This is a genomic window from Jatrophihabitans sp., from assembly GCF_036389215.1.
Taxonomy (GTDB): domain Bacteria; phylum Actinomycetota; class Actinomycetes; order Mycobacteriales; family Jatrophihabitantaceae; genus Jatrophihabitans_A.
Genome location: NZ_DASVQG010000135.1, coordinates 1 through 25,623 on the forward strand (window position 1 = coordinate 1; position 25,623 = coordinate 25,623).

At 70.8% G+C, this 25,623-nt stretch carries 20 protein-coding genes; 9 read left to right on the forward strand and 11 right to left on the reverse strand.

The genetic code is table 11. From position 1 onward, the window contains the following. Positions 1-196: 196 nt before the first annotated feature. The 6 genes from VF542_RS06260 to VF542_RS06285 form a co-directional block, all read right to left on the reverse strand. Positions 197-1,093 (reverse strand): alpha/beta fold hydrolase, encoded by an 897-nt coding sequence (locus VF542_RS06260; protein ID WP_408650839.1) that lies wholly within the window; start codon positions 1,091-1,093, stop codon positions 197-199. Positions 1,094-1,095: 2 nt separating this feature from the next. Further along, positions 1,096-1,878, reverse strand: coding sequence for a thioesterase II family protein (locus tag VF542_RS06265; RefSeq protein ID WP_408650840.1), 783 nt, complete (start codon positions 1,876-1,878; stop codon positions 1,096-1,098). Positions 1,879-1,925: 47 nt separating this feature from the next. Beyond that, positions 1,926-6,614 (reverse strand): aminotransferase class I/II-fold pyridoxal phosphate-dependent enzyme, encoded by a 4,689-nt coding sequence (locus VF542_RS06270; RefSeq protein ID WP_408650841.1) that lies wholly within the window; start codon positions 6,612-6,614, stop codon positions 1,926-1,928. Further along, positions 6,611-6,850, reverse strand: coding sequence for an acyl carrier protein (locus VF542_RS06275; RefSeq protein WP_408650842.1), 240 nt, complete (start codon positions 6,848-6,850; stop codon positions 6,611-6,613). The genes VF542_RS06270 and VF542_RS06275 overlap by 4 nt, the downstream gene beginning before the upstream one ends. A gap of 171 nt (positions 6,851-7,021) precedes the next feature. Continuing rightward, a complete protein-coding gene (locus VF542_RS06280; RefSeq protein ID WP_408650843.1) occupies positions 7,022-8,173 on the reverse strand; it encodes an SMP-30/gluconolactonase/LRE family protein in 1,152 nt (383 codons plus the stop codon). After that, on the reverse strand, positions 8,173-9,864 hold the full coding sequence (locus tag VF542_RS06285; protein WP_408650844.1) for a fatty acyl-AMP ligase: 1,692 nt from the start codon (positions 9,862-9,864) through the stop codon (positions 8,173-8,175). The genes VF542_RS06280 and VF542_RS06285 overlap by 1 nt, the downstream gene beginning before the upstream one ends. A 502-nt stretch (positions 9,865-10,366) precedes the next feature. On the opposite strand from VF542_RS06285, the gene VF542_RS06290 reads away from it, so the two are divergent. The 4 genes from VF542_RS06290 (at position 10,367) to VF542_RS06305 (ending at position 14,131) form a co-directional block, all read left to right on the forward strand. Continuing rightward, positions 10,367-11,398, forward strand: coding sequence for a nitronate monooxygenase (locus VF542_RS06290; RefSeq protein WP_408650845.1), 1,032 nt, complete (start codon positions 10,367-10,369; stop codon positions 11,396-11,398). Between the two features lie 172 nt (positions 11,399-11,570). Next, complete coding sequence (locus VF542_RS06295) at positions 11,571-12,377, forward strand: transporter substrate-binding domain-containing protein (RefSeq protein ID WP_408650846.1); 807 nt, start codon at positions 11,571-11,573, stop codon at positions 12,375-12,377. A gap of 72 nt (positions 12,378-12,449) precedes the next feature. Next, on the forward strand, positions 12,450-13,298 hold the full coding sequence (locus VF542_RS06300; protein ID WP_408650847.1) for an amino acid ABC transporter permease: 849 nt from the start codon (positions 12,450-12,452) through the stop codon (positions 13,296-13,298). Further along, positions 13,295-14,131, forward strand: a complete 837-nt coding sequence (locus VF542_RS06305; RefSeq protein WP_408650848.1) for an amino acid ABC transporter ATP-binding protein — start codon at positions 13,295-13,297, stop codon at positions 14,129-14,131. Before VF542_RS06300 ends, VF542_RS06305 begins: the two co-directional genes overlap by 4 nt. An 82-nt stretch (positions 14,132-14,213) precedes the next feature. Here the strand turns inward: VF542_RS06305 and cysN are convergent, their stop codons facing one another. Next, positions 14,214-16,121, reverse strand: a complete 1,908-nt coding sequence (gene cysN, locus VF542_RS06310) for a sulfate adenylyltransferase subunit CysN (protein WP_408650849.1) — start codon at positions 16,119-16,121, stop codon at positions 14,214-14,216. Beyond that, positions 16,121-17,017, reverse strand: coding sequence for a sulfate adenylyltransferase subunit CysD (cysD, locus tag VF542_RS06315; RefSeq protein ID WP_408650850.1), 897 nt, complete (start codon positions 17,015-17,017; stop codon positions 16,121-16,123). Before cysD ends, cysN begins: the two co-directional genes overlap by 1 nt. A 335-nt stretch (positions 17,018-17,352) precedes the next feature. On the opposite strand from cysD, the gene VF542_RS06320 reads away from it, so the two are divergent. Both VF542_RS06320 and VF542_RS06325 read left to right on the forward strand, forming a co-directional pair. Then, positions 17,353-18,948 carry a hypothetical protein gene (locus tag VF542_RS06320; RefSeq protein WP_408650851.1) on the forward strand — a complete coding sequence of 532 codons (1,596 nt, stop codon included), beginning with the start codon at positions 17,353-17,355 and terminating at the stop codon, positions 18,946-18,948. Further along, entirely contained in the window at positions 18,905-19,858 is a 954-nt protein-coding gene (locus VF542_RS06325; protein WP_408650852.1) for a hypothetical protein, read from the forward strand. The genes VF542_RS06320 and VF542_RS06325 overlap by 44 nt, the downstream gene beginning before the upstream one ends. Positions 19,859-19,954: 96 nt before the next feature. On the opposite strand, the gene VF542_RS06330 is transcribed toward VF542_RS06325, so the two are convergent. Both VF542_RS06330 and VF542_RS06335 read right to left on the reverse strand, forming a co-directional pair. Beyond that, complete coding sequence (locus VF542_RS06330) at positions 19,955-20,488, reverse strand: PH domain-containing protein (protein ID WP_408650853.1); 534 nt, start codon at positions 20,486-20,488, stop codon at positions 19,955-19,957. A 56-nt stretch (positions 20,489-20,544) separates the two neighbouring features. Continuing rightward, positions 20,545-21,348 (reverse strand): biotin--[acetyl-CoA-carboxylase] ligase, encoded by an 804-nt coding sequence (locus tag VF542_RS06335; RefSeq protein ID WP_408650854.1) that lies wholly within the window; start codon positions 21,346-21,348, stop codon positions 20,545-20,547. Between the two features lie 113 nt (positions 21,349-21,461). Between VF542_RS06335 and VF542_RS06340 the strand changes: the two genes are divergently transcribed. Together VF542_RS06340 and VF542_RS06345 are read left to right on the forward strand one after the other, a co-directional pair. Continuing rightward, positions 21,462-23,192 carry an acyl-CoA carboxylase subunit beta gene (locus VF542_RS06340; protein WP_408650855.1) on the forward strand — a complete coding sequence of 577 codons (1,731 nt, stop codon included), beginning with the start codon at positions 21,462-21,464 and terminating at the stop codon, positions 23,190-23,192. Continuing rightward, positions 23,189-23,464, forward strand: coding sequence for an acyl-CoA carboxylase subunit epsilon (locus VF542_RS06345; RefSeq protein WP_408650856.1), 276 nt, complete (start codon positions 23,189-23,191; stop codon positions 23,462-23,464). The genes VF542_RS06340 and VF542_RS06345 overlap by 4 nt, the downstream gene beginning before the upstream one ends. Positions 23,465-23,479: 15 nt before the next feature. Here the strand turns inward: VF542_RS06345 and VF542_RS06350 are convergent, their stop codons facing one another. Then, complete coding sequence (locus VF542_RS06350; protein ID WP_408650857.1) at positions 23,480-24,295, reverse strand: S-methyl-5'-thioadenosine phosphorylase; 816 nt, start codon at positions 24,293-24,295, stop codon at positions 23,480-23,482. 124 nt (positions 24,296-24,419) lie between these two features. Here VF542_RS06350 and VF542_RS06355 point away from each other — a divergent pair, with 124 nt between their 5' ends. Beyond that, a complete protein-coding gene (locus tag VF542_RS06355) occupies positions 24,420-25,568 on the forward strand; it encodes an acyl-CoA dehydrogenase family protein (RefSeq protein WP_408650876.1) in 1,149 nt (382 codons plus the stop codon). The last annotated feature ends 55 nt before the right edge of the window (positions 25,569-25,623 follow it).

The window sequence follows — 25,623 nt, forward strand, 5'->3', positions numbered from 1 at the left end:
AGCTCCGGCGCCCGTTCGTGCTGGATTCGATGCCTGCGCAGCAGACGTTCGGGCTGCCGCCCACGCCCCTGGAAGCGTCCCTGCGCGCCGAGCTGGGCCTCGGGCCGGCATCGCCACCGCCACCCCTCTGACCCGGCAACCTCCAACGCGACCACAGGTTTGACGAGGACGTCACCCTGACGGCTCACGGTCGTGCTCAGGCCGTCGCGTGCAGCGGTCGCGCCGGCCGCCGGCGCGGCTGTGCCAGGAAGTCCTGGATGAGGGCGGTGACCTCCTCCGCGCGTTCCTCGTGCGGAAAGTGCCCGACCCGCGGCAGCACGTGCAGTTGCGCGGTGGCCACCGCCTCGAGCGTGCGGATGTGTGCCACCGGCAGGATCCGGTCGGCGTCGCCCCAGATCGCGAGCACCGGGGTGTCCCGGACGTGCGGTAACCGGCCGGTGGCGTCGATGCGCTGCCCGCGGAAGTCGATGACGCCGCGGACGGTGTTGAAGAATGCCGCGCAGCCGCCGGGCTCGGCCATGGCCGGGAGGAAGTCCTCGATCCGCCGCGGCCACACCGCGTCGCGGAGCCGGCGCGGTACGCGGCCACCAGCGGGCAGCGCCATGGCGGCGCGCAGCACGTAGCGCGTCAGCGGCTCGGCCACCTGCACGGCGGCCAGCCGCAGCAGCGGCGTCACCTCCGGCCCGAGACCGCCGCTGCTGATGAGCACCAGCCGGTTGACGCGTTCGGGGTACTGGTACAGCAGCTGCATCACGACCCCGCCGCCGTAGGAGTGACCGACGGCGCTGACATCGGCGATGCCGAGCGCGTCGAGGAAGTCGCGTACCACGCTGGCGTGCCCGGCCAGTGAGTAGTCACCGCGCGGCTTGGCCGAAAGGCCGTGGCCGAGCAGGTCCAGCGCGATCACCCGGTGGCCCTGTGCCAGCGGCTGCAGCAGCCGCTTCCAGGTGGCGCCGGACCCGGCGATGCCGTGCACGAGCAGTACCACGGGGCCGCTGCCGGCGCTGCGGTAATGCAGGCGGTGGCCGTTGACCAGCACGGTCGCCGACCGGACCTGTGGCGCGGCGGCGGTGAGTGGAGGCGTCGAGATCATCGTCAGGCTCCGAGGAAGACGTGAGCGTCGGGGAGGGCGTCGGTGGTGCTCAGCCACCCGTCGACCGTCTGTGCCAGGACCGCAGGAGCGGTTTGCGGCACGTAGTGGCCGGCTTGGATCACCACCGCGTCCGGGTTGGTCACCACCTCACGCCAGGCACCTGCCAGGCGTGGGTCGCACAGCGGATCGGCCGCACCGGTGATGACCAGGGTCCGATTGTCCAGCGGCGGTCTGTGCTGCCGCCGGGCGTCGGCGACATAGCTGCGTGCGGCGGTGAGGTCGGCCCGGATGCGGGGCAGGAACTGCGCCATCAGGGGGCTGCCGACCAGCTCCTGAGGGATGCCGCCCAGGCCGACGAGTTCGGCGGCCAGGGCGTCGTCGGCCAGCGCGGGCGAGGGCAGCGTGGTGGCCACCGCGGGCGCCCGCGCGCTGCAGAGGATGACCCGTACGTCGCGCCAGCGGCTGTCCAGCGCGCCGAGGCGGCGCACCGACTCGACGGCCAGGTAAGCCCCGAAGCTGTGGCCGAGCACCGCGACCGGCACCGGCCGGCGCACCAGCGCCGCGGTCGACAACTGCACCAGGCGATCCAGTGACGTCACCGGGAAACCGGGTGCGCCGCCGTGCCCGGGCAGGTCGAGCGCCGTTACCTGGTACCAGTCCGGCAGCGCCGCGGCGAAGGACCGGAATGACAGGGAATCCCCGCCCGCGCACGGGAAGCAGACGATGTTGCCGCCGTCCCCGTGCCAGGTCCGCAGGCCGAGCCGGCCGTCGCGGCCGTACGTCATCGGTCGCATGACGGGTCTTCCCGCGGGGCGGCTGCCGGCCGGCACCGTCAGGCCGCCTTGTCAGCGAGCCGGACGATCCGGTCGAACTCCTCGGCCACCACCGCGACCGTGTGCCTGATCTGCTCCTCGCTGTGCGCCGCCGTCAGGAAGAACCGCAGCCGCGCACCGCCTTCCTCGACCGCCGGGTACAGGATCGGATTGACGTGGATGCCCCGGTCCAGCAGCACATTGGCCAGCTTCAGGCACGGCAGCGACTCCCCCGCGATGATCGGGATGACAGCCGTGCCGTCGGCCAGGCCGGTGGGCAGGCCCGCCGCATCCGCCAGCCGCTTGAACAGCCGTGCGTTCGCGTGCAGCCGCCGCAGCCGCTCCGGCTCCGCCCGCATCACGCGGATCGCCGCCAGCGCCGCCGCGGTGCTCGCCGGTGGCAGGCCGCAGCTGTAGATGAATCCGGGCAGCGTGTACTTCAGGTACTGGATCAGCGCGGCCGAGCCGCCGATGTACCCGCCGCAGCTGGACAGCGACTTGGACAGCGTGCCCATCCAGATGTCGACGTCGGAGGCGGGGATGCCGAAGTGCTCGCGGATGCCGCCACCGCTCGCGCCGAGCACGCCGATGCTGTGCGCCTCGTCGACCATGAGCAGCGCCCCGTGCCGGTGTGCCACCTCGATGAAGCGCGGCAGTTCGGCGATGTCGCCGTCCATGCTGTAGACGCCTTCCAGGACGACGATCGCGCGCCGGTAGTTGCCGCGCGCCCTCGCGAGCATCCGGTCGAGCTCGGCCCAGTCGTTGTGCGCGAACGGGCGTCGAGCGGCCCCGGAGAGCTTGCAGCCCTGCAGGATGCTGTCGTGGGCGAGCGCGTCATGCAGGATCACGTCGCCGGGGCCGACCAGGTGGCCGAGAACGGTGACGTTGGTGGCGTGCCCGCTGACCAGCACGAGCGCGTCCTCGGTCTGCAGCAGGCCGCTGATCGCATCCTCGAGCTCCCGGTGCAACGGCTTGTCGCCGGCCAGCAGCCGGCTGGCTGACACCGACGTGCCGTACCGGTCGAGCGCCTCCTTGGCCGCCGCGGTGACTGCCGGGTCGCCGGACAGGCCGAGATAGTTGTAGTTGCTGTAGCTGATCACCTCCCGGCCCTCGATGCGGGTGGTGGCGCCGATGATGCCCTCGTGCACGGTGAAGTACGGGTTGCGCACCTGGAGGGCGTCGGCCATGCCGAGCCGGTCGCGCAGGTCCTGGTACTCGGGGAAGTCCTCGATGCGGTACTCGGCCTGCACGGCGGCCGGCGCGAGCGGGATCGCCGGCGCGGGTTGCGCAGCGGGGATCGGCTCCTGCGCCACGGTCACCGCAGCGCCGATCGCGACGGCCACCACGTCGGCGAGGTCGGCGACGGAGCTTTCGGCGGTCAGGCCGGCGGCCAGGGTCGTCTTGTCGACGGCCGGCCAGCGCTGGTTCAGTCTCGCCACCACGTCGGTGAACATCAGCGAGTCGAATCCGAGATCGGTGACGAGCCCCTGTTCCGGGCGCAGCGTGTCGCGCGGGAAGGCGCTGACGTCGGCGAGGACGCCGGTGACCACGGCCAGCACCTCGGCCGGTGCGACGGCAACCGATGGGGCGACCGGTGCGGTGACCGGTGCGGTGACCGGTGCGGTTGCAACCGGCGCGACTGTGATCGGTGCCGTGATCGGCGCGGCGGCGACGGCGTCACCAGCGGAGCTCGGCTGTGACGGCAGCGCAGGCACGGGCGAGCCGGCGGCGATGGCCTGTAGCACGGCCGCCTGCTCGCGGAAGAGCGCGACGATGTTCTCCATGGCGGTCTCCTGCGGATCCGGGGGAAAGGGGGCTGGGCGGGTAGCTGCCTGGCGATCGGCGGAACGTTCGAGGCCGAGGTCGGCGTCGAGGGCGGCGTCGATATCGAGGTCGAGGGCGGCGTCGATATCGAGGTCGAGGTCGGTGGCGATATCGGCGTCGGCGTGGCGGCTGCCGATGAGTGCGTAACGCTCGACCGGCACCGGGCTGGCAGGCAGCGGGAGGCCGGCGCGGGTGCCGGTGACGAGGGCGCGTGGTTGCACGTCGACGCCGAGCGCGAGCAGCTCGGCGGCGAGCAGCAGCAGGCCGCGGCCGTCATCGGGGTCCTCGGCGGCGCCGGTGAGCAACCGCTGGCCGCCGTCCGGTCCGAGTGTCGCCTTCGCCAGCTGCAGCAGCGCCCGGCCGGGACCGAGCTGCACGAAGATGTCGGCGCGCTGAGCAGCGGTCCGCACGGCGGCCTCGAAGCGCACCGGAGAGGTGGTGTGCTGCTGCCAGCTGCGGCGCAGCTCGCCGGCGTCCTCGTAGGGCATGCCGGTGACGCAGGAGATGAGCCGCTCGGTCGGGCCGGCCGGTTCGAGCGCGGCGAACACGGGTTCCAGCCGGGCGGCTGCCGGGGCCATCAGCGGTGAGTGGAACGCGTGGGACACCGGCAGTAACCGGCACCGCACGCCCGCGGCTGCCAGCCGCTGCCGCAGTTGCTCGATGCCGTCCGCGGCCCCGGTGGCGACGACCTGCCGCGGCTCGTTCTCGTTGGCGATCCACACATCGGCGAGCCCGGCCAGGTGGCGACGCAGTTCGGCGGCGGTGGTGCGCACCGCCAGCATCGCTCCCGCGCCGGCGGCACCGGCCTCTCCCATCACCGCACCGCGGCGCGTCACCAGCGCCGTCACCTCGGCTGCGGGCAGCAGGCCCACCGCGCCGGCGGCGGCGAACTCGCCGAGGCTGTGCCCGAGTGCGAGGTCCGGCACGACGCCGGCCTGCGCGAGCAGCGCCGCGTGCGCCAGGCTCAGCGCGGCCAGCGCCGGCTGGCATACCTCGGTGGCCGTCAGACGCTGCGCGGCCGAGGCGGGATCGGTGCCCGCCGCCGGGTACAGCACGTCGAGGAACCCGCCGCCGGCCGCACGCGCGGTGTCGTCGAGGTCCCGCAGCGTGGCACCAAAGACCGGGAACCGCTGGTAGAGGTCGCGCAGGGCGTCGACCCGCTGCGCCCCCTGACCGGGGCAGAGGAAGGCGATCCGCGGTCGCGCGCCTTTCGGCCGGGCGCCGGCGAAGCCGCTGTCCCCCACCCGAAGGAAGGCATCGCCGGTGCCGGTCAGCTGACCGGCAGCAGTCCTCAGCTGCAGGAGCAAATCGTCACGGGTGGTTGCGACGAGTGCGAGCACCTGCGCACCGGACGCGCGGGTGGCGAGTTCGGCGGCGACCGCCGCCACGCTTCGCGCCGGTTCGGCCGCGAGGGCGTCCGCCACCGTGCCGGCGTACTGCGCCAGCAGCTCACGGGTGGGCGCGCTGAGAACCACCAACTCCGGACGCTCCCGCGCCGGCTCCTGGATGCCCGGCAGGGGTGCGGCTTCCAGGACGGCGTGCACGTTCGTGCCGCCGAATCCGAAGGAGCTCACCGCGGCCAGCACCGGCACTTGCGAGCCGAGTGGGTGCGCTCGTACCGGCACGGCCAGTCCGCCCTGGTCCAGGCCGAGCTTCGGGTTCGCCTCGACGAAGCCCGCCTGCGGCGGCACGACACCGTTGCTCACCACCAGGGCGGTCTTGATCAAGCCGGCGATGCTGGCAGCGGACATCCCGTGTCCGATGTTGGCCTTGATGGAGGACACGTAGCAGACGCTGTCGCGGGCCTCGGTGTCGAGAACACTGCGCAGCGCGGCCATCTCGACGACATCGCCCACGGCGGTGCCGGTGCCGTGCGCCTCGACCGCGCGCACGGTGCCCGGGTCGACGCCGGCGTCGGCGTAGGCACGGCGCAGCGCGAGTTCCTGACCCTCCTGGCGGGGCGCCATCGGGCCGGCGCCCTTGCCGTCGTTGCTGGCGCCGACCCCACGGATCACCGCATACACCCGCTGGCCCGGCCGCACGTCGGCCAACGGCCGCAGGATCACCACGCCGACCCCCTCGCCCAGCACGAAGCCGTCGGCATCCCGGTCGAAGGGGCGGCAGCGGCCCGCACGGCTCACCGCGCCGATCCGGGAGAAGCCGACCAGGGACTCGGGCGAGAGGTTGAGGTGCACGCCGCCGACAACCGCGGCATCGCACTGCCCGGCGCGGATCGCCGTCACAGCCTGGTGCAACGCGGCCAGCGAGGACGCGCACGCCGAGTCGATCGCGATGCTGGGCCCGTTGAAGTCGAAGGTCTGGCTGATCGTCGCGGCCGTCATGTTGAGCAGCAGGCCCGGCATGGTGAACGGCCGCACGGCCGGCACGTCGCAGGCCAGCGCGCTCAGGTCGGCCGACGTGGCGCGCCCGTACGCGCCGGAGGCGAGCGCGCGGCTGCGCAGCTTGGCACCGACCCGGTCCTTGTAGTCCGAGGTCGACACCCCGACGTAGACGCCGACGTTCGGGCCGACCGGCGCGGCGTCGACGGCAGCGTCCTCCAGCGCCACCCGCACGGCCTCCAGCAGCAGCCGCTGCTGCGGGTCCATCACCTGCACGCGCCGGGGTGGCATGCCGAAATGCACGCCGGGAAAGTGCTCGATGTCCTGCAGGAAGGCTCCGATGTCGCTGTAGGCGCGGTCGGGATCCGTCGCCTCCGGGTCGTAGAAGTCGGCTACCCGCCACCGCTCTGGCGGCACCGGGGCGAAGGCGTCACGACCGTCGAGCAGCAGCTGCCACAGCTGCCCGAGGTCATCGGCACCCGGGAACCGGCATGCCATGCCGATGATGGCCACAGCGTGCCGGGAGTCGGTGGCGGCGCCGTTCATGTCGTGACCCGGGAGCTCGCCCGCCGCTCCGCCACGGCGAGCAGGCCGCCCACGGTGACCACGCCGGCGAGCTCCTCCAGCGGCAGCCGGGTGCCCAGCCGCTCCTCCAGGCACGCCACCAGCTCCAGCGTCTGGACGCTGTCCAGGCCGATCTCGGCGATCTCGGTGGTGAGGTGGATCGCCGGCACCTCGTGCACGCAGACCTCACTCACAGCATCGACGAGTACCGAAAGCATTTCCGCATCGTGCTCGAACGACATCTCTGGTCTCCCTCGAATGACGAATCGCCATGACGGGACGAATCGCGCGTCTTGAATCAGAATTCGAGGCGCATCGTCCATTGAATTGAAATGCACGTTGGCCGCTGGCGTCGGCGAGCAACAATGCACGGTTAGGAGAAGGGCGAGCTATCCGGGAAGGATCGGACGGTAGGCCGGCGCGGCGGTGTCCTGCACCGGAATTCGCACTACTGTTTGATGATCGGGATTGTTGCTGAAGAACGTCAGGTTGGTGACGAGCAGGTCGGTACCGCGGAAGGCCGCCATTGCCGGCCCGTCCAGCACCGCGTCCGCCGGCCCGCTGCGTATTCGCGTCAGCTCTTGCCCGTCCGGGCCGATGACGATCACTTCATTGGTGAGAAGTGTGCAGAGATAGATACGCCCGGACGCGCCCAGGGCGAAGCTGTCCGGTGCCTCACCGGGGGCCGTTGCGTACAGCAGTCGCGGAACGCCTGCCGTTCCGTCGGGCTCGATCGGGACGCGGTAGACGGCACCGCGTGCGGTCTGCGGTGCGGCTGCGTCGGTGAGGCCGGCGCCGGTGACGTCGACGATGAGCGAGGACGGTCCGTCCAGGGCGATGCCGCTGACGCCGAAGGGTGTCGACCACTGCGGTGCGACGCTCCACGGCGTCGCGGTGCCGCCGCCCGGTGGCACCGCGAAGATGGCGCTCTGCTGCAGGTCGGTGACGTACAGGGTGCCGTCCGGGCCGAAGGCGAGATCGACCGGCCACGGCTGTCCCCAGCTGCCGCATGCCGGTGAGCCGCACGGCAGGGTCGGGATGGTGGCGTAGGTCTGCTGGGCGCCGGTGGCCGGATCCAGGCGCAGGATGCGCGCGGGGGCGTAGTCGACGACGTAGAGCCGGCCCCGCCCGTCGAAGACCATGCCCATCAGCCCATGGTCGGCAGCGACCTGCCCGCTGATCTGGTAGCTGGCCTTGAGGTGCCCGTCGCCCCGGTAGCGGTAGATGCGGCTTGGAACTTGCTGCTGCAGCGGCGCGGCCACGCCGGCTGCGTCGGCCGGCCGGTTGGTGGAGACGTAGACGTCGCCGTCGGGTGCGGTGACGATGCCGTCGGGATACCCCGGTGCGCCGATCTTGGCGAACAGCGTGATCGGGTGGTTCTCGGCGGTGGTGGCCGCTGCCACCGGAGACATCGGGGCCGCTGCCACCGGGGACATCGGGGCCGCCGCGGTGAACAGCGACACCGCCACGGCCGCCGCCACGATCGCCGCCGCCCACGTGCGTCGAGCCGGCGCCCACGCGGGTCGAGCCGGCCTCTTCATCAGCGCGATCCCCCGACTGCCCGGCTCGCGACGACGACGTCGGCCAGCCCACCGTCGAGGTACAGCTGCCGGGTGCGCTGGCGCTGCAACTTGCCTGACGAGGTCTTCGGTAACTGACCGGGCTCCAGGCGCACGACGTCGGCGACGCTCAGCTGCAGGCCGGCTTGCACGCGTCGGCGGATGGCGCCGGCGACGGTCTCGTCCGGTTCGGCGCTCTCGTAGACGATGACCAGCTTCTCCGAGTCCTCGCCGGGCACCGAGAAGGCGGCGACGTTGCCGCGACGCACCCCGGGCACCTCGTCGATGGTCCACTCGATCCGCTGCGGATCGTGGTTGCGGCCGTTGATGACGATGATGTCCTTCTTGCGGCCGGTGATGAAGACCTCGCCGTCCACGAGGTAGCCGAGGTCTCCGGTGTGCAGCCAGCCATCGTCGAAGGTGGCGGCGGTCGCCTCCGGGTTGTCGAAGTAGCCCGCGGCGACCGATGGCCCGGCGAACACGATCTCGCCGATCTCGCGGTCGGGCAGCAGCTGTCCGGTGCCGGCCATGATCGCCAGCCGGTGCCCGGCCAGGGCGCGGCCGCAGCCGACGAAACGCACGGTGGCCGCCTCACCCGGCCCGGCTGCCAGGGCCCGGCCGCCGCGGTAGGCCTCGCGGTCGACGACATCGACGGTGTACTCGGCCGCCACGTCGAGGAAGGCCATCGCCAGGGTCGCCTCGGCCATGCCGTAGCACGGCAGCATCGCCGAGGGCTCGACACCGGAGGCGGCGAAGGAGTCGAGGAAGGCCCGCATGGTGTCGACGTTGATCGGTTCGGCTCCGCACCCGAAGGCGCGTACGGCGCTGAGGTCCCACCCGGCGCGTTGCTCGGGCGTCGTCTTCTTCACCAGCAGGGCGTAGGCGAAGTTCGGCGCGAAGGTCACCGTCGCCCGGGTGTCGTGCAGCGTCTGCAGCCAGACCGCGGGTTTCTTGAGGAAGGCGAGGGTGGGGATGAAGGTCACCGGCGACTGGGTGAAGATCGGCGACAGCACGAAGCCGATCAGCCCCATGTCGTGGTAGAGCGGCAGCCAACTGACACCGGACATGCCCTGGTCCACCCGCAGGCCGTCGACCATGATCGCGTGCGCGTTGGCCCGCAACGATCCATGGGTGACCACGACGCCTTTCGGGTCGGAGGTGCTGCCGCTGGTGAACTGGAGGAAGGCGGTGTCCTCAGGGCCGACCTCGGCGGCCGGCGCGCTCGGCAGGCCCTCGACCAGGACCGCCTCGTAGGCCACCGTCTTGACGCCGGACTCGTCGGCGACCGGCTCGACGACCTGGCGCAGCCAGTCCACGGTGAGCACCGCCTTGGGCAGTACCGCGCCGGTGACCTTGCGCAGCGTCTCCTGGTAGGCGGGGACCTTTCCCAGCGACAGCGGCGGGTACATCGGCACCGGAATGGCACCCAGCCACATCGCACCGAGGATCGCCGGCACGAAGTCGGCTGCCTCGGGAAGGACCAGGATCACCCGGTCGCCCGGTTCGACGCCCTGGGCGCGCAGGAAGGTGGCCCGTCGGACCGCTTCCTCCCGGACGCGGCCGAAGCTCCAGGTCGTCTCCTTCCCGTCGTAATCCTGGAAGGCGAACCCGCGGCGCTGTTCAGCGGCACAGGCATCGAGGGCGTGGAGGAGATTTGACGGAAACGCAGACACAACGCACTCCTGGGGGTTTGGCGAGCGAATGAAAGCGTGGTGAAGTAATAGGCAACAATGCTGATGGGTGCTATATGCACTGTCATGCGATGGAACGTCCGGCCCTGCGCCAGGTTACGAGGAAGGCAGCCGGCGTGATTCACACCACACACCTGCCACCGGGGGGCTCTCCTGCTGTCACCAGCGCCACCGGCAATGCCCAGCCATGCGAATCATGTGTTGCCGCCGTAGTGAAATGGTCGTCGAGCAAGCCGAGCCGGATCGATGCCGAGCGCTCGCATCAAGGCGAGGAGGTTGCACACACAAGCACTTCTAGATCGCGCTCATAACAGGAGACTTTCGCGCGATCCGCTATTGCTCGGTACATCACAACCTGTTTACGTCGGGCTCGCTCCGCACGCAGAATTAAGCCCTATCGAGCAGCCACCGCAATTGCTGGGATCGGGCAGCGCACGGGAAATCCGCCTCGCCATTTCCCCGTTGACTGAGGAAGGACACGCTGATGGCCGGTACCCCCAACCCATTGGGCAGCCCGCTGCCGCTGGCCGCCGCGCCGATGGCCGGTGGCCCCACCACCGTCAGGCTTGCCGCCGCGGTCAGCGAGGCCGGCGCCTTCGCCTTCCTTGCCGGCGGCTACCAGAGCGCGGACGCGCTGGCCGCCGACATCGCCGAGCTGCGCCGGAGTACCGAGGCCTTCGGCGTGAACCTGTTCGCTCCCAACGTCGCCAGGATCAGCGAGGCCGACTACCGCCGCTACGCCGAGGAACTGCGTGCCGACGCCGAGCGCTACGGGCTCGATCTCTCCCAGGCGCCGCTGGTCCAGGACGAGGACCGCTGGCAGGACAAGCTGGATCTGCTGGTGGCCGACCCGGTGCCGGTGGTGTCGCTGACCTTCGGCCTTGCCCGCCCGGCCGAGATCAGCGCGCTGCGCCTGGCCGGCAGCCGAGTGCTGATCACCGTCACCACCGTCGACGAGGCCCGCGCGGCCGCCGCCGGCGGCGCCGACGCGCTGTTCGCGCAGGGCAGCGACGCGGGCGGCCACAACGGCACCCACGACCCGCTGCGGCAGATCACCCCGACCCGTACCGACGACCTGACCCGGGCGTTGATCGCTGCCACCGGGCTGCCGGTCGTCGCCGCCGGTGGCGTCGACGGCCCCGAGACCGTCGCGGCGCTGCTGGACGCCGGTGCCGGCGCCGTCGCCGTCGGCACCCTGCTGCTGCGCACCGACGAGAGCGGCGCCTCCCGGACCTACCAGGACGCGCTGGCCGATCCTGCCTTCACTGAGACGGTGCTCACCCGTGCCTTCACCGGACGCTATGCCCGCGCGCTGCGCAACCGGTTCGTCGACGAGCACGACGCCGCCGCCCCGACCGGCTACCCCGCGGTCCATTACCTGACCCGTGGCCTGCGGCGGGCCGCCGCCGCGGCCGGTGACCCGCATCGGGTGCATCTGTGGGCGGGTACCGGCTACCGCAACGCCGCCACCGGGCCGGCCCGGGCCGTCGTCGACAGGCTCGCCGGCGGCCTCTGATCCCAGGCGAGAGCGGTGGCAGGACCGGAGCTGGCATGCCGGGCACTCCGCAGAGTGCCCGGACCGCGTCAGCCGCTGGGCCTCGACCTGCCACACCTCCGCCCACACCTCCGCGAAAAACGCCCCCGCTGGTGCGAGGATGGCACTTTCCTACGCGACCCCGGGAGCACCCATGCACCGCACCTTCACGGCGCGCGCGGCCCTCGTCGCCGGCGCCGTCGTCCTGCTTGCCGGCTGCGGAAGCAGTGACAAGAAGTCCACCGACACCGCCAAGGCCGGCGGCATCAAGCTGGTCAAGGCCGGCCAGCTCACCACCTGCACCCACCTGCCCTACCCGCCGTTCCAGTCGATCGAGGGCGGCAAGGTGGTCGGCTTCGACGTCGACCTGATGGACCTGGTCGCCAAGGATCTCGGCGTTACCCAGAAGATCGTCGACACCCCGTTCGAGAACATCAAGACCGGTGCCGCCCTCAACGCCGGTCAGTGCGACGTCGCGGCGGCCGGCATGACGATCACCGACGAGCGCAAGAAGAACATCGACTTCTCGGTGCCCTACTTCGACGCCACCCAAGCCCTGCTGGCCAAGAAGGGTTCGGGCATCACCTCGATGGACACGGCCAAGGACAAGAAGGTCGGTTCGCAGGCCTCCACCACCGGCGAGGACTACGTCAAGGCGCACGGTGCCGACCCGGTGTCCTTCGAGACCTCCGATGCCGAACTCAACGGCCTGCGCAGCGGCCAGGTGGACGTGATCGTCCAGGACCTGCCGGTGGTCAACGGCTGGCTCAAGGACGCGGCGAACTCCGGCTTCGAGATCGTGGCCAACCTCGACACCGGCGAGCAGTACGGCTTCGCCGTGAAGAAGGACAGCAACGACGAGCTGCTCGCCAAGATCGATGCCGCCATCACCAAGGCCAAGGGTGACGGCACCTACGAGTCGCTCTACACCAAGTGGATCGGTGAGAAGCCGGGCAGCTGACGCTGAGCGACTACAGCCTTCAAGGCCCGGCGGGCACACCGCTCGCCGGGGTCCTGCCGCGAACGGATACCCATGGCCACCAACACCACCAGCACGCCCGGTAGCTCCACCGGCGTGCCGCGATCGCGGTTGACCCGCCGGCAGCGCCGCCGGCTCAGCTTGGGCGTGCAGTACGCGGCGTTCGTGGCGGTGCTGGTGCTGCTGGCGTTGCTGGCTGACTGGCAGACGCTGCGGACGAACTTCGCCCGCGGCGAGATCGCCCGGGAGATGTTCCCCGACGTGCTCACGATCGCCTTGCGCAACACCGCCATCTACACCCTGTCCGGCTTCGCGGCCGGGCTGGTGCTCGGCGTGCTGCTGGCCCTGATGCGGCTGTCCTCGGTTCCGCCGTACCGCTGGCTCGCCACCGCCTACGTCGAGATCTTCCGGGGACTGCCGGCCCTGCTGATCTTCATCTTCGTCGGCGTCGGGGTGCCGCTGGCCTTCCCCGGCACCACGATCCCCGGCGGCACCGTCGGCAAGGTGGCGCTGGCGCTCGCGCTGGTGTCGGCCGCCTACATGGCCGAGACGGTGCGGGCCGGAATCCAGGCCGTCCCTCGCGGCCAGCGCGAGGCGGCCAGGTCACTCGGCATGTCGAGCAGCCGGGCGATGGTGAGCATCGTCATCCCGCAGGCCTTCCGCATCATCGTGCCGCCGCTGACCAACGAGCTGGTGCTGCTGTTCAAGGACAGCAGCCTGGTGCTGTTCCTCGGCGTGCAACTGGAGGACCGGGAACTCACCAAGTTCGGCCGCGACCTGGCCAGCACCAAGGCCAACATCACCCCGATCCTGGTCGCCGGGCTGTGCTACCTCGTGATCACCGTCCCGCTCAGTTACCTGGCCCGGCGGCTGGAGACCCGCAATGCGAGGGCAAGCGCATGAGTTCCGATGCGGCCACGGCAGCCGGCAGCGGCGAGGACGAGCGCGGGGACGGCGCGCGCGATGACCGCGGGGACGCCGCGATCGACGTCCGGGCGCTGCACAAGTCCTTCGGCACCAACCACGTCCTGCGCGGCATCGACTTCTCCGTCGCCCGGGGCGAGGTGGTGTGTGTCATCGGCCCGTCGGGCTCGGGCAAGTCGACCTTGCTGCGCTGCATCAACCTGCTCGAAGAGCCGCAGTCGGGCAAGGTCTACGTCGGTGGCGTGGAGATCACCGATCCGGACGTCGACATCGATGCGGTCCGGCGCCGGATCGGCATGGTCTTCCAGTCCTTCAACCTGTTTCCGCACCTCACGGTGCTCGAGAACCTCACCATCGCCCAGCGCCGGGTGCTGCGCCGGTCGAAGTCCGAGGCGGAGCAGCTGGCGCGGGCCAACCTCGCCAAGGTGGGGCTCTCGGAGAAGGCCGCCGCCTACCCGGCGCAGCTGTCCGGCGGTCAGCAGCAGCGCGCGGCGATCGCCCGCTCGCTGTCGATGGGCCCGGACGTGATGCTGTTCGACGAGCCCACCTCAGCGCTGGACCCGGAGCTGGTCGGCGACGTGCTGGCGGTCATGCGTGACCTCGCCGCCGACGGCATGACCATGATGGTGGTGACGCACGAGATGAGCTTCGCCCGCGAGGTGGCGAACCGGGTGGTGTTCATGGACGGCGGCGTCGTGGTCGAGGAAGGCACCCCGGAGCAGGTCATCGCCGCCCCGCGCCAGGAGCGCACCCGGTCCTTCCTGGCCCGGGTCCTCGATCCGGCCGCGGCCCCCGGCCCGATCGAGCACTGAGACCGCCCGGTGGCTGCATAACGCCATCCGACCCGCGCGCAACGCACCTGCTGCCCCGACTTCCGACCCGCGCGCAACCGCCTCAGTCGATCACGCCCATCCGGCGCAGGGCGGCGATCACCTGCTCGGCTGCCTCCTCCGGCGAGGACGTGGTGGTGTCGATGTGCACCTCGGGATCCTGCGGAGCCTCGTAGGGCGAGTCGATGCCGGTGAAGTTGGGCAGCTTCCCGCTCCGCGCCTTTCCGTACAGGCCCTTGCGGTCCCGGTCCTCGGCGACGCTGAGCGGGGTGTCGACGAATACCTCGCAGAACTCGTTCGGCCCCACCCGGTTGCGGGCCATCGCCCGGTCGGCGGCGTAGGGCGAGATGAAGGATGCCAGCACGATCAGGCCCGCATCCACCATCAGCTTCGAGACCTCGGCCACCCGCCGGATGTTCTCGATGCGGTCGATCTCGTTGAAGCCGAGATCGCGGTTGAGACCGTGCCGGACATTGTCACCGTCGAGCAGGTAGGTGTGCCGGCCATCGGCGTGCAGCCGCTTCTCGACGAGGTTGGCGATGGTGGACTTGCCCGCACCGGACAGCCCGGTGAACCACACGACACACGGTTGATGCCCCTTGAGGGCGACGTGGGCCTGCTTGTCGACCTCGATGGCCTGCCAGCTGATGTTCGAGCTCCGGCGCAGCGCGAAGTTCAGCAGCCCGGCGGCCACCGTGTCGTTGGTGAGCCGGTCGATGAGGATGAAGCCGCCCATGTCCCGGTTGTCGCCGTAGGGATCGAAGGCGATCGGCTCGTCGAGGCTGAGGTTGCACACCCCGATCTCGTTCAGGCTCAACGAGGTGGCGGCAGCCCTTTCCAGGGTGTTGACATTGATCTTGTACTTCGGCTGGCTCATCGTCGCCATCGTCCGGCGGGTGCCCTGCTTGAACAGGTAGGACCGCAGCGGCAGCATCCGCTGCTCCGACATCCACACGACGTGCGCCTCGAACTGATCGCCCACCTGGGCCGCGTCGCGCACCGAGGACAGCACGTTGCCGCGGCTGACGTCGATCTCGTCGGTGAGCGTCAGGGTGACCGACTGCCCGACGATCGCCTGCTCCAGGTCACCGTCAGCCGTGACCACCCGCGCGACGGTGCTCTCGTTACCGCCGGGCAGCACCTGGACCCGATCGCCCGGCCTGACCGATCCCCGGACGACCATGCCCGAGGCGCCCCGGAAGTGCTGGTCGGGGCGGTTGATCCACTGCACCGGCATCCGGAACGGCTCGGTCGTGTCGGCGACGGCGGTCTGCACCTGCTCCAGGTAGCCGAGCAGCGTCGGCCCGTCGTACCAGGGCATCCGGGTGCTCGGACTGGTCACGTTGTCCCCGGTCAGCGCCGACATCGGTATCGCGACGACGTCCTGGATGCCGAGTTGCTCGGCGAAGCGCCGGTAATCGGCCTCGATCTCGGCCGCCACCGACTGGGAGAAGTCGACGAGGTCGAGCTTGTTGATGGCCAGCACGATGTTGCGGATGCCCAGCAACGAGACCAGGAAGCTGTGCCGGCGGGTCTGGGTCAGGACACCCTTGCGGGCGTCGACCAGGATCACCGCGAGGTCGGCGGTCGAGGCTCCGGTGACCATGTTGCGGGTGTACTGCTCGTGCCCCGGGGTGTCGGCCACCACGAACTTGCGGTTGGCGGTGGTGAAGAACCGGTAGGCGACATCGATGGTGATGCCCTGCTCCCGCTCGGCGGCCAGGCCGTCCACCAGCAGGGCCAGGTCCAGCTCGTCGCCCTGGGTGCCGAATCGCTTGGAATCGGCTTCCAGCGCGCTCAGCTGATCGTCGAGGATCAGCTTGGACTCGTACAGCAGTCGGCCGATCAGGGTGCTCTTGCCGTCGTCGACGCTGCCGCAGGTGATGAAGCGCAGCATCGACTTGCGCTCGTGCGCGCCGAGGTACTCCTCGATCTCCGACGCCGTCGTTCCCAGCCCGCCAGGCACCGTCATCAGAAGTACCCTTCCTGCTTCTTCTTCTCCATCGACGCCGCCGAGTCGTGATCGATCACGCGGCCCTGCCGTTCAGAACTGGTGGCCACCAGCATCTCCCCGATCACCTCGGTGATCGTGCTGGCGTCGCTGGGCACCGCGCCGGTCAGCGGATAGCAACCTAACGTCCGGAAGCGGACGCTGCGCAGCTGGGGCACCTCGTTCTCGCCCAGTGGCATCCGGTCATCGTCGACCATGATCAGCGTGCCGTCGCGCTCCACGACCGGCCGGGGCTTGGCCAGGTAGAGCGGGACGACAGGTATCTCCTGCAGCCGGATGTACTGCCAGACATCGAGCTCTGTCCAGTTGGACAGCGGAAAGACCCGGACGCTCTCCCCGGGGTTGACCCGTGCGTTGTACAGCCGCCACAGCTCCGGCCGCTGCTGCTTGGGGTTCCAGCGATGCGCGGCGGACCGGATCGAGAAGATCCGTTCCTTGGCCCTCGACTTCTCCTCGTCCCGGCGGGCGCCACCGAAGGCGAGGTCGAAGCGGTGCAGGTCCAGCGCCTGCTTGAGGCCCTCGGTCTTCCACACGTCGGTGTGGACGGCCGAGCCGTGGGTGAACGGGTTGATGCCGGCGGCCAGGGCGTCCGGATTCTGGTGCACCAGCAGTTGCATGCCCGCCTCGGCCACCGCCTTGTCGCGGAACTCATACATCTCGCGGAACTTCCAGGTGGTGTCCACATGCAGGAGCGGAAAGGGTGGTCGCGACGGGCTGAAGGCCTTCTGTGCCAGCCGCATCATGACCGAGCTGTCCTTGCCGACCGAGTAGAGCATCACCGGCCGCTCACTCTCGGCGACCGCTTCCCGAAGGATGTGGATGCTCTCGGCTTCAAGCTGCTCAAGATGTGTCAGCACTGCGCCTCCCTGCCTGTTCCAACGATCTGCGCGCCTGCTGGCACGCTACCTGCCTGAAGGGCTGCTGAGGAGCCCGCTTTGGGTGGCTTTCGTAACTACCCGACAGCGTGGGCGTGCGGGCGTCCCACATCCGGCCCTTTCCCGGACGCTCCTCGGTGGTGCAGCGGTCCCTGCCTGGGAGAATCAGCACCGCCGCCCTGCGCGGGCCCCTCTGGTGACGCTGTGATGCGACCATGCTGACTCACCGTAGATAAACCCCATAGGGCGCGGATTAGATGCGGCGACATCACGCTGCGAACGGTGTAAGTACGGCAATCTTCTGCGACGATCTCGACATGCGGGACGACTCGGCACCGGGCGGTACCGGCGTCCAGGCAACCCGGCCCGCAAGCCTGCTGCCGGCACCCGGCGACCTCGAGGCACCCGGTCCGGGCCCGGTGGCCGCCGCGGACGGCCTGGCCGCTGCCGAGCGCCAGCAGGGAGCCGCTCGGGCGCTCCTGGCCGAGGCCCACGACGAGGCGCAGTCGCTGGTCCGCGACGCTGCCGATCAGGCGATGCTGGTCGCCGCGGCCGCCGAGCAGGCCGCCGAATCGGTGCTGGCCGAGGCCCGGGCCGAAGCCGAGCAGGAACGCGCGCAGGCCCAGCTGACCGCCACGGCGTTTCGGGCCCAGGCGGAGCAGATCCTGCTCGGGGCCCAGCGTGAAGCCGATCAGCGGCACGCCGACCTGGCAGCCGACCTGACCCGGTCCTGGAACGAGCACGAGCGCGAGCTGCGGGAGTTGTTCGCGGTCGCCCAGGCCGAAGCCCTCGAGGTCCGGACCGCGGCCGATCAGCATGCCGCCACCATGCTGGAGGAGACGCAGCGCCAGGCGGCCCTGCTGCTCAGCATTGCCCAGGATCGTCTCGACCAGGCCGAACGCGACTCGGCCGCTTCCCGTCTTGCGGCCGCCGAGCAGGCGGCCGCCCTGCGCGAGCAGGCTCGGCAGGAGGCGGCCCGCGAGCTGGCCGCCGCGGCCGAGCAGACCGCGTGGGCGCAGCAGGTTGTCACCGGACTGGTCGACACCGCAACCCTCGAGGCCGGCCGGATTCGCGGCCGGGCACATGCCGAGGCCACCGCCACGGTCCGGCAGGCCCGGTTGCGGGTCAGCGCTGTGCTGGCCTCGGCCACGCAGAAGCTCCGCCAGCGGCGCGGCGAGCTGGAGCACGAACTGCTCGCGGCCGCCCAGGGCCGCGAGCGTCAACTGGCCGAGGCAGCGGCCGAGTCGGCGGCCGTCCTGGCCAGGGCCCGGCAGCAGGCCGAGACCATCCTCGCCCGGGCCGAGGAGGCGGTCGCCGGCCACCACGACCGCGCCGAGCGGCGGCTGGCCGAGGCCGAGGCCGGCGCCCGCGCGGTTCGCGAGCAGGTGGCCGAGCAGGTCGGCCAGTCGCACCGGGAGATGTATGAGTCGCGGCGCGCCGCCAAGGCCGAGGCCGGCGCGCTGGTCGGCGACGCTCGCGCCGAGGCCGAGGACCTGCGGGCCCAGGCCCACCAGCAGCTGGCCGAGGTTCGCGCCGAGGTCGCGCTGCTCACCGACCGGCGCGACGCCATCGCCGCCGAGCTCGGCCAGCTGTCCGGGGTGATCGAGGCGCTGTCGGATCCCGACGGTGCCCGGGCAATGGGCGGGCCGGCCTCCGCGTTCCGGCCGCTCGCAACCGAGGTCGACCACAGCGTGGTGATCGACAGCCCACCGGTCCAGACCTGGCTGATCACCCACGACCTCGGGCCGCAGCCGGTCGGGCCAAGGACCGATCCCCACGATCTCGAGGACGTCGACGGCACCTTCCTGCTCGATCAGATGATGAGGGCGGCGGATGATCCAGAACAGCAACGAAGCGTTCCGGACGGTAATGCGTGGCTACGAACCCGCCGAGGTCGATCGACGGCTGGCTGAGCTGACCGCGACCGCCGACGCCGCCGAGCGGCTGGCTGCCGAGCTGGCACGCCGGGTCGAGGAGCTCACCGCCTCCGAAGCCGCGGCCCGGCGCGCCGCCGAGGCCAACGCCCACCCCAGCGAGCCGAGCTTCGGTGACCTCGGCGCTCGGATCGCGCAGATGCTGACCCTGGCGAGCGAGGAGGCCGACGAGCTCCGGGCCGCGGCGGCGGCCGAGGTGAGCCGGAGGCTCCTGGAACTGGACGCCGCCAGCGCCCGGACCATGGCCGACGCCGACCGCTACGCCGACCAGACCCGGGCAGCAGCGGATCGGGACGCGACCCGGATCCTCGACGAGGCCAGGCGCGCCGCCGACCAGATCGTCGAGGCGGCCAATCGGCACGCCACCGCCCGCCGGGCCGAGGCCGAGGCACTGTACGAGGGCCAGCGCTCCCAGGCTGCGCAGGCGGAGAGCGACTTCGAACAGGCACTCGCGCAACGCCGGAACAAGGTCGAGCACGATCTTCAGCAGCGCACGGCGATCGCCGAGCGGCAGCTGAGCATGACTCGCGAGCATGCCGACCAGTTGCGGGCCGAGACCGAACACGCCGCTGCCGAGACCGCCCGCGCGGCTGCCGCCCTGATCGCCGACGCCGAGCGCAGGGCCGAGCAGCTGGTCGCCGACGCGGTCTCGCGGGCGGACCGGATCCGCTCCGAGTCCGGGCGGGAGCTGGCCGCCGCCACCCAGCGACGGGACAGCATCAACCTCCAGCTGGCCAACGTCCGGCAGATGCTGGCAACGCTGACGGGCACCGGAACCGGCGGGCTCGCCGAACCGGCCGCGGAACTGGAGTTGGCTGCCCAACCGGCTGGAAGCCGCTACCCGGCCCTACCGGCGGGGCCGGAGTTGCCGACGCAGAGCTGGCCGTGACACTGCTGGCCGTGACCCGCTGGCGGTGACCTGCTGGCGGTGGCCCGCTGGCCGTGACCCGGCTGGCCGTGACCCGCTGGCTGTCGCGACTGCTCGTCAGCCCGGGCCTGGCCGCGGGTACTCCCGCCGGCTCGAATCGGCCTCGATCAGCCGGTTGAGGGTCTGCTGGACGTCATCGGCCCGGGGAATGTTGACCAGCGTCTCCTGGCCGTTCTCACCTGCAGATTCGATGTGCAGGGTGCCGGACCGGAAGATCCGGTCCCACAGGGTCTGCTCGTAGGCGACGTCGCTGATCCGGCCGAGTGTGATGTCGCGTCCCACATGGCTGAACACCCCGCGCCGGATGAGTACCCGCCGGTTGGTGATGACGTAATGGGTGGAGCGCCAGCGGATCACCGGAGCCAGGGTCAACCAGATCAGCAGCCCGAGCGCGACTGCCAGGATCACCAGCAGCAGAGCCTGATGGGCACCGGGGTTGTTCTGCTCGTCCGGCAGGAAGGCAAGCCCGGCCCCGGACAGGCCGCAGATCACCAGGAAGGCCAGCACCGCTGGAACCAGCGTCAGCCAGTGCGGATGCAGGTGCTCGGCGATCTCTTCATCCTCGTTGAGCAACTTCTCCGGATAAGGCATCGGACTACCCTTCTGACAACCCCTCAACGATCACGCGGAACTCACGTGGTCAAACGTTAGCGCTTAGTTCCGCGCAGATGGGTCACATCTCCGGCAGCCACCGGCAGCACCGCGCCGCCGCCGGTGGGTCGCACCAGCAACCTGCCGCCGTCATCGAGATCCAGCGCGCGGCCGAGCAGCGTGTGGGTGCCCAGCTCGACCGACACCTCACCGCCCAGGGTGGCGCACACGTCGCGGTAGCCAGCGGCCAGCCCGCTGGATGCGGCGTCCCCGCCGTGTGCCTGCCAGGCGGTGTACAGGCCGTCGAACCTGCCCAGGAACGCCACCAGCAACTCGGCCCGGTCCAACTCCCGATGGCCCTCGAGCAGCAAGGAGGTCGCCGTCTCGACCGGCAGCTCGGGCTGGCGGGCCGAGACGTTCAGCCCGACCCCGACGACCACCGCTTCCTCGCCTGACTGCACCAGGATGCCGGCCACCTTGCCCCCGCGCGGGCCGTACAGCACGTCGTTCGGCCACTTCAGCCGGGCCTGGGAGCCGAGCGTGCGGACCAGTGCCAGGCCGGTCAGCAACGGCAGCCAGCCCCACGTCGAGGTCGGCGGCACCGGCCGCAACAGCACCGAGAACGTCAGGCCCGCACCGGGCGGAGACTCCCAGCTCCGGCCCAGCCGACCCCGGCCGCCGGACTGCGACTCGGCGACCAGCACGGTGCCTGCCGCCGCACCGGCCGCCGCCGCGGCGAGCAGGTCGGCGTTGGTGGAGCCGGTCTCGGTCACCGCCTCGACCAACCACCGGCCGGCCAGCCGGGCGGTGACCGCATCGGCGTCCACCGGCTGCCGGGACTGCTCCGTCGATCGGGTCATGACCTCATTGTTGCCGCGGCGGCCGGCCGGCGGGGCAGGAATCCCGCGACGCGGCCGCGAGGTCGGTCACTCCCAAGGGTGATGCGAACACGGTCGGTCTAGGCTCAGCGCTCATGAGTGCTGAGGTGCAACCGGTCACGGCAGTGCCGGCGACCCAGCCCGGTGTCGGGCACAGCACCTCCGACCCGCACAGCACCCCCGACCCGGACAGCACGTCGGACCCGGACAGCACGTCGGACCCGCACAGCACGTCGGACCCGCACACCACCCCCGACCCGCACACCACCGCCGGCAAGCTCGCCGAGCTGGAAGCCCGTTACGACGAGGCCGTGCACGCCGGCTCGGCCCGGGCCGTGGCCAAGCAGCACGGCAAGGGCAAGAAGACCGCGCGCGAGCGCGTCGGGATGCTGCTGGACGAGGGCTCGTTCGTCGAGTTCGACGAGCTGGCCAGGCACCGCTCGATCATGTTCGGCCTGGAGGAGAACCGCCCGTACGGCGACGGGGTGGTCACCGGCCACGGAACCGTGGACGGCCGGCCGGTGTGCGTGTTCAGCCAGGACGTCACCGTCTTCGGCGGCGCGCTCGGCGAGGTGTACGGCGAGAAGATCGTCAAGGTGCAGGATTTCGCCCTCAGGACCGGCTGCCCGCTGATCGGCATCAACGAGGGCGGCGGCGCGCGCATCCAGGAAGGCGTGGTCTCCCTCGGCCTCTACGGCGACATCTTCTACCGCAACGTGCAGGCCTCCGGCGTCATCCCGCAGATCTCGCTGATCATGGGCGCGGCAGCGGGCGGGCACGTCTACTCCCCCGCGCTGACCGACTTCGTGGTGATGGTGGACAACACCTCGCAGATGTTCATCACCGGCCCGGACGTCATCAAGACGGTCACCGGCGAGGACGTCAGCATGGAGGATCTGGGCGGCGCCCGGGTGCACAACACCACGTCGGGCAATGCCCATTACCTCGGCACCGACGAGCAGGACGCGATCGACTACGTCAAGGCGCTGCTGTCCTACCTGCCCAGCAACAACATGGACCTGGCGCCGTCCTTCGCGGCGGACACCGCGGACACCGAAGAGGATGACCCGTTCCTGGACACCTTCATCCCGGACTCGGCGAACCAGCCCTATGACATGCACACCGTCATCGAGCATCTGGTCGACGACGGCGAATTCCTCGAGGTGCACGCGCTGTTCGCGCCGAACATCATCTGCGGTTTCGCCCGGATCGACGGCCAGCCGGTCGGCGTGGTGGGCAACCAGCCGATGCGCTTCGCCGGCTGCCTGGACATCGACGCCTCGGAGAAGGCGGCCCGCTTCGTGCGTACCTGCGACGCCTTCAACGTGCCGGTGCTGACCCTGGTCGACGTTCCCGGCTTCCTGCCCGGCACCGACCAGGAGTGGCAGGGCATCATCCGGCGCGGCGCGAAGCTGATCTACGCCTACGGCGAGGCCACCGTCCCCAAGATCACCGTGATCACCCGCAAGGCCTTCGGCGGCGCGTACGACGTGATGGGTTCCAAGCACCTGGGGGCCGACGTCAACCTCGCCTGGCCGACCGCGCAGATCGCGGTGATGGGCGCCCAGGGAGCGGCCAACATCCTGTACCGCAAGGAGCTCGCCGAACTCGCCGACGACCTGCCCAGGCAGGAGGCGCGGCGAGCGGAACTGGTGGCCGAGTACGAGGACACCCTGGTCAACCCCTACGTCGCGGCCGAGCGTGGCTACCTCGACTCGGTGATCCCGCCGTCGCAGACCCGGGCGCTGATCGTGAAGTCGCTGCGGATCCTCAGGACCAAGCGCCAGACGCTGCCGCCGAAGAAGCACGGGAACATGCCGTTATGAGCGCCACCGATGTGAGCGCCACCGAGCTGGGCGCCACCGATGTGAGCGCCACCGGGCTGAGCGCCACCGGGCCGGTCATCCAGGTCACCTCCGGAACCCCGACGGCCGACGAGCTTGCCGCGGTGACCGTGGTGTTGCTCGGGATCGCCGGGTCGCAGGCGTCCGGCGCGCAACCGGTACGGCAGGTGGGCGGCTGGGCCGACCCGGCACTGCGGCTACGCCGCCCGCTGCCGCCTGGCCCCGGCGCCTGGCGCGCGTCGGCCTGGTCCTGACGCGGCAGCGGCGGGTCAGGGCAGCTCGTAGGGCAGGGTGGGGTCGCCGGACACCTGGGCGCAGCCACAGTCGCCCTGTTCGGCGGGCAACTCGGCCAGCGTGGCCACCAGCAGCTTGCGCATGTTCGGCAGGTTCGCCGCGAACGTCGCCAGCACCTCGGCGTGGGTGACGCCCGAGCCGGCCTCCACCCCGGCGTCGTGGTCGGTCACCAGGCACAGCGAGGTGAAGCAGAGTGCCAGCTCACGCGCCAGCGCGGCCTCGGGCATCGCGGTCATCCCGATGATGGTCCCGCCGCTGCGGCGGTAGTCCAGTGACTCGGCCCGGGTGGAGAACCGCGGGCCGTTGATCACCACCAGGGTTGCCGAACCGGTCAGCGGCAGGCCGGCCGCCTGGGCCGCCCGCTGCGCCGCCGCCCGGCCGAGCGGGCAGTACGGGTCGGAGAACGACAGGTGTGCCACGCCGTGCTCGCCGTCGCTGTAGGTGTACGGGCGTCCCCAGGTGCGGTCCAGGATCTGGTCGGGCAGCACCAGCGCGCCGGGGCCGAGTTCGGGCTGCAGCGAGCCCACCGCGGAGCCGGTCACGACCTGGCGGACCCCCAGTGACCGCAGTGCCCACAGATTCGCCCGGTACGGCACCCGGTGCGGCGGGAACCGGTGGTCGGCCCCGTGCCGGGGCAGGAATGCCACCCGCCGGCCGGCCAGCGAGCCGATGGTCACCTCGCTGCTGGGCTCGCCGTACGGGGTGTCCACCCGCACCGCCTCGGCGTCCTCCAGCAAGGAGTAGAAGCCGGAGCCGCCGATGACGCCGATCTCTGCCCGGGAGGTAGCCACCAGCACACGGTAGCGACCGGGGCCGGGTGTGACATGCGCCCCGCCGGGTTTGGCTATGTACCCGCCGCGAGAGATAGTAGGACGTCAGAACATCGAGTTGTGCAACCAGTCCCGGGAGCCGGAGATGCAGCGCAGGCACTACGACGAGGACCATCTCGCCTTCGGCGACGCGGTACGCACCTTCATCGCCAAGGAGATGCAGCCGGAGTACCTGGCGTGGGAGGCGGCCGGGCTCGCCCCGCGCGAGCTGTTCCGGGCCGCCGGCGCCAACGGCTTCCTGGGCCTGCAGGTGCCCGAGCAGTACGGCGGCGGCGGGACCGAGGACTTCCGGTTCAACCAGATCCTCGGCGAGGAGCTGATGCTGGCCGGCGTCGGTGGCGCGGGGCTCGGCATCACTCTGCACAACGACATCTGCCTGCCGTACTTCCTGCGCTACTGCACCGAGGAGCAGAAGCAGCGCTGGCTGCCCGGCATCGCCTCGGGCGAGCTGATCACCGCGGTGGCGATGACCGAACCGGGCGCGGGCTCGGACCTGGCAGGCATCCGCACCTCGGCGGTGGCCGACGGGGACGACCTGATCGTCAACGGCGCCAAGACCTTCATCACCAACGGCATCAACGCCGACCTGGTGATCACCGCGGTGCGCACGGGGCCGGACCGGTACAAGGGGCTCAGCCTGGTGATCCTCGAGCGCGGCATGCCCGGTTTCGAGCGCGGGCGCAACCTGGAGAAGCTCGGCCTGCATTCCCAGGACACCGCCGAGCTGTCCTTCACCGACGTCCGGGTACCGAAGTCGCACGTCCTGGGTGAGGTCGGGGCCGGCTTCCTGGGGCTGGTGTCCAACCTGCCGCAGGAACGGATGTCGATCGCGATCTCCGGGGTGGCCGGCGCCCGGGCCGCGCTGAACTGGACCATCAGCTACGTCCGCGAGCGCAAGGCGTTCGGCCAGTCGATCGGCTCGCTGCAGAACACCCGGTTCGTGCTGGCCGAGATCGCGACCGAGGTGGACGTCGCGCAGGCCTACATCGACCAGTGCGTCGATGCGCTGCTGGTGGGCGACCTCAGCGTCGAGGACGCCGCCAAGGCGAAGTGGTGGGCCACCGAGCTGCAGGGCCGGGCGGTGGACAAGTGCCTGCAACTGCACGGCGGCTACGGCTACATGCAGGAGTACCCGATCGCCCGCGCTTACGCCGACGCCCGGGTGACCCGGATCTACGGCGGCGCGACCGAGATCATGAAGGAGATCATCGGCAAGTCGCTCAAACTCGGGTAGCGCTTCGCCCTGGGCAGCTTTTGGCTTCCACTGTCGGCTGGTGCTCGGTGGGCTG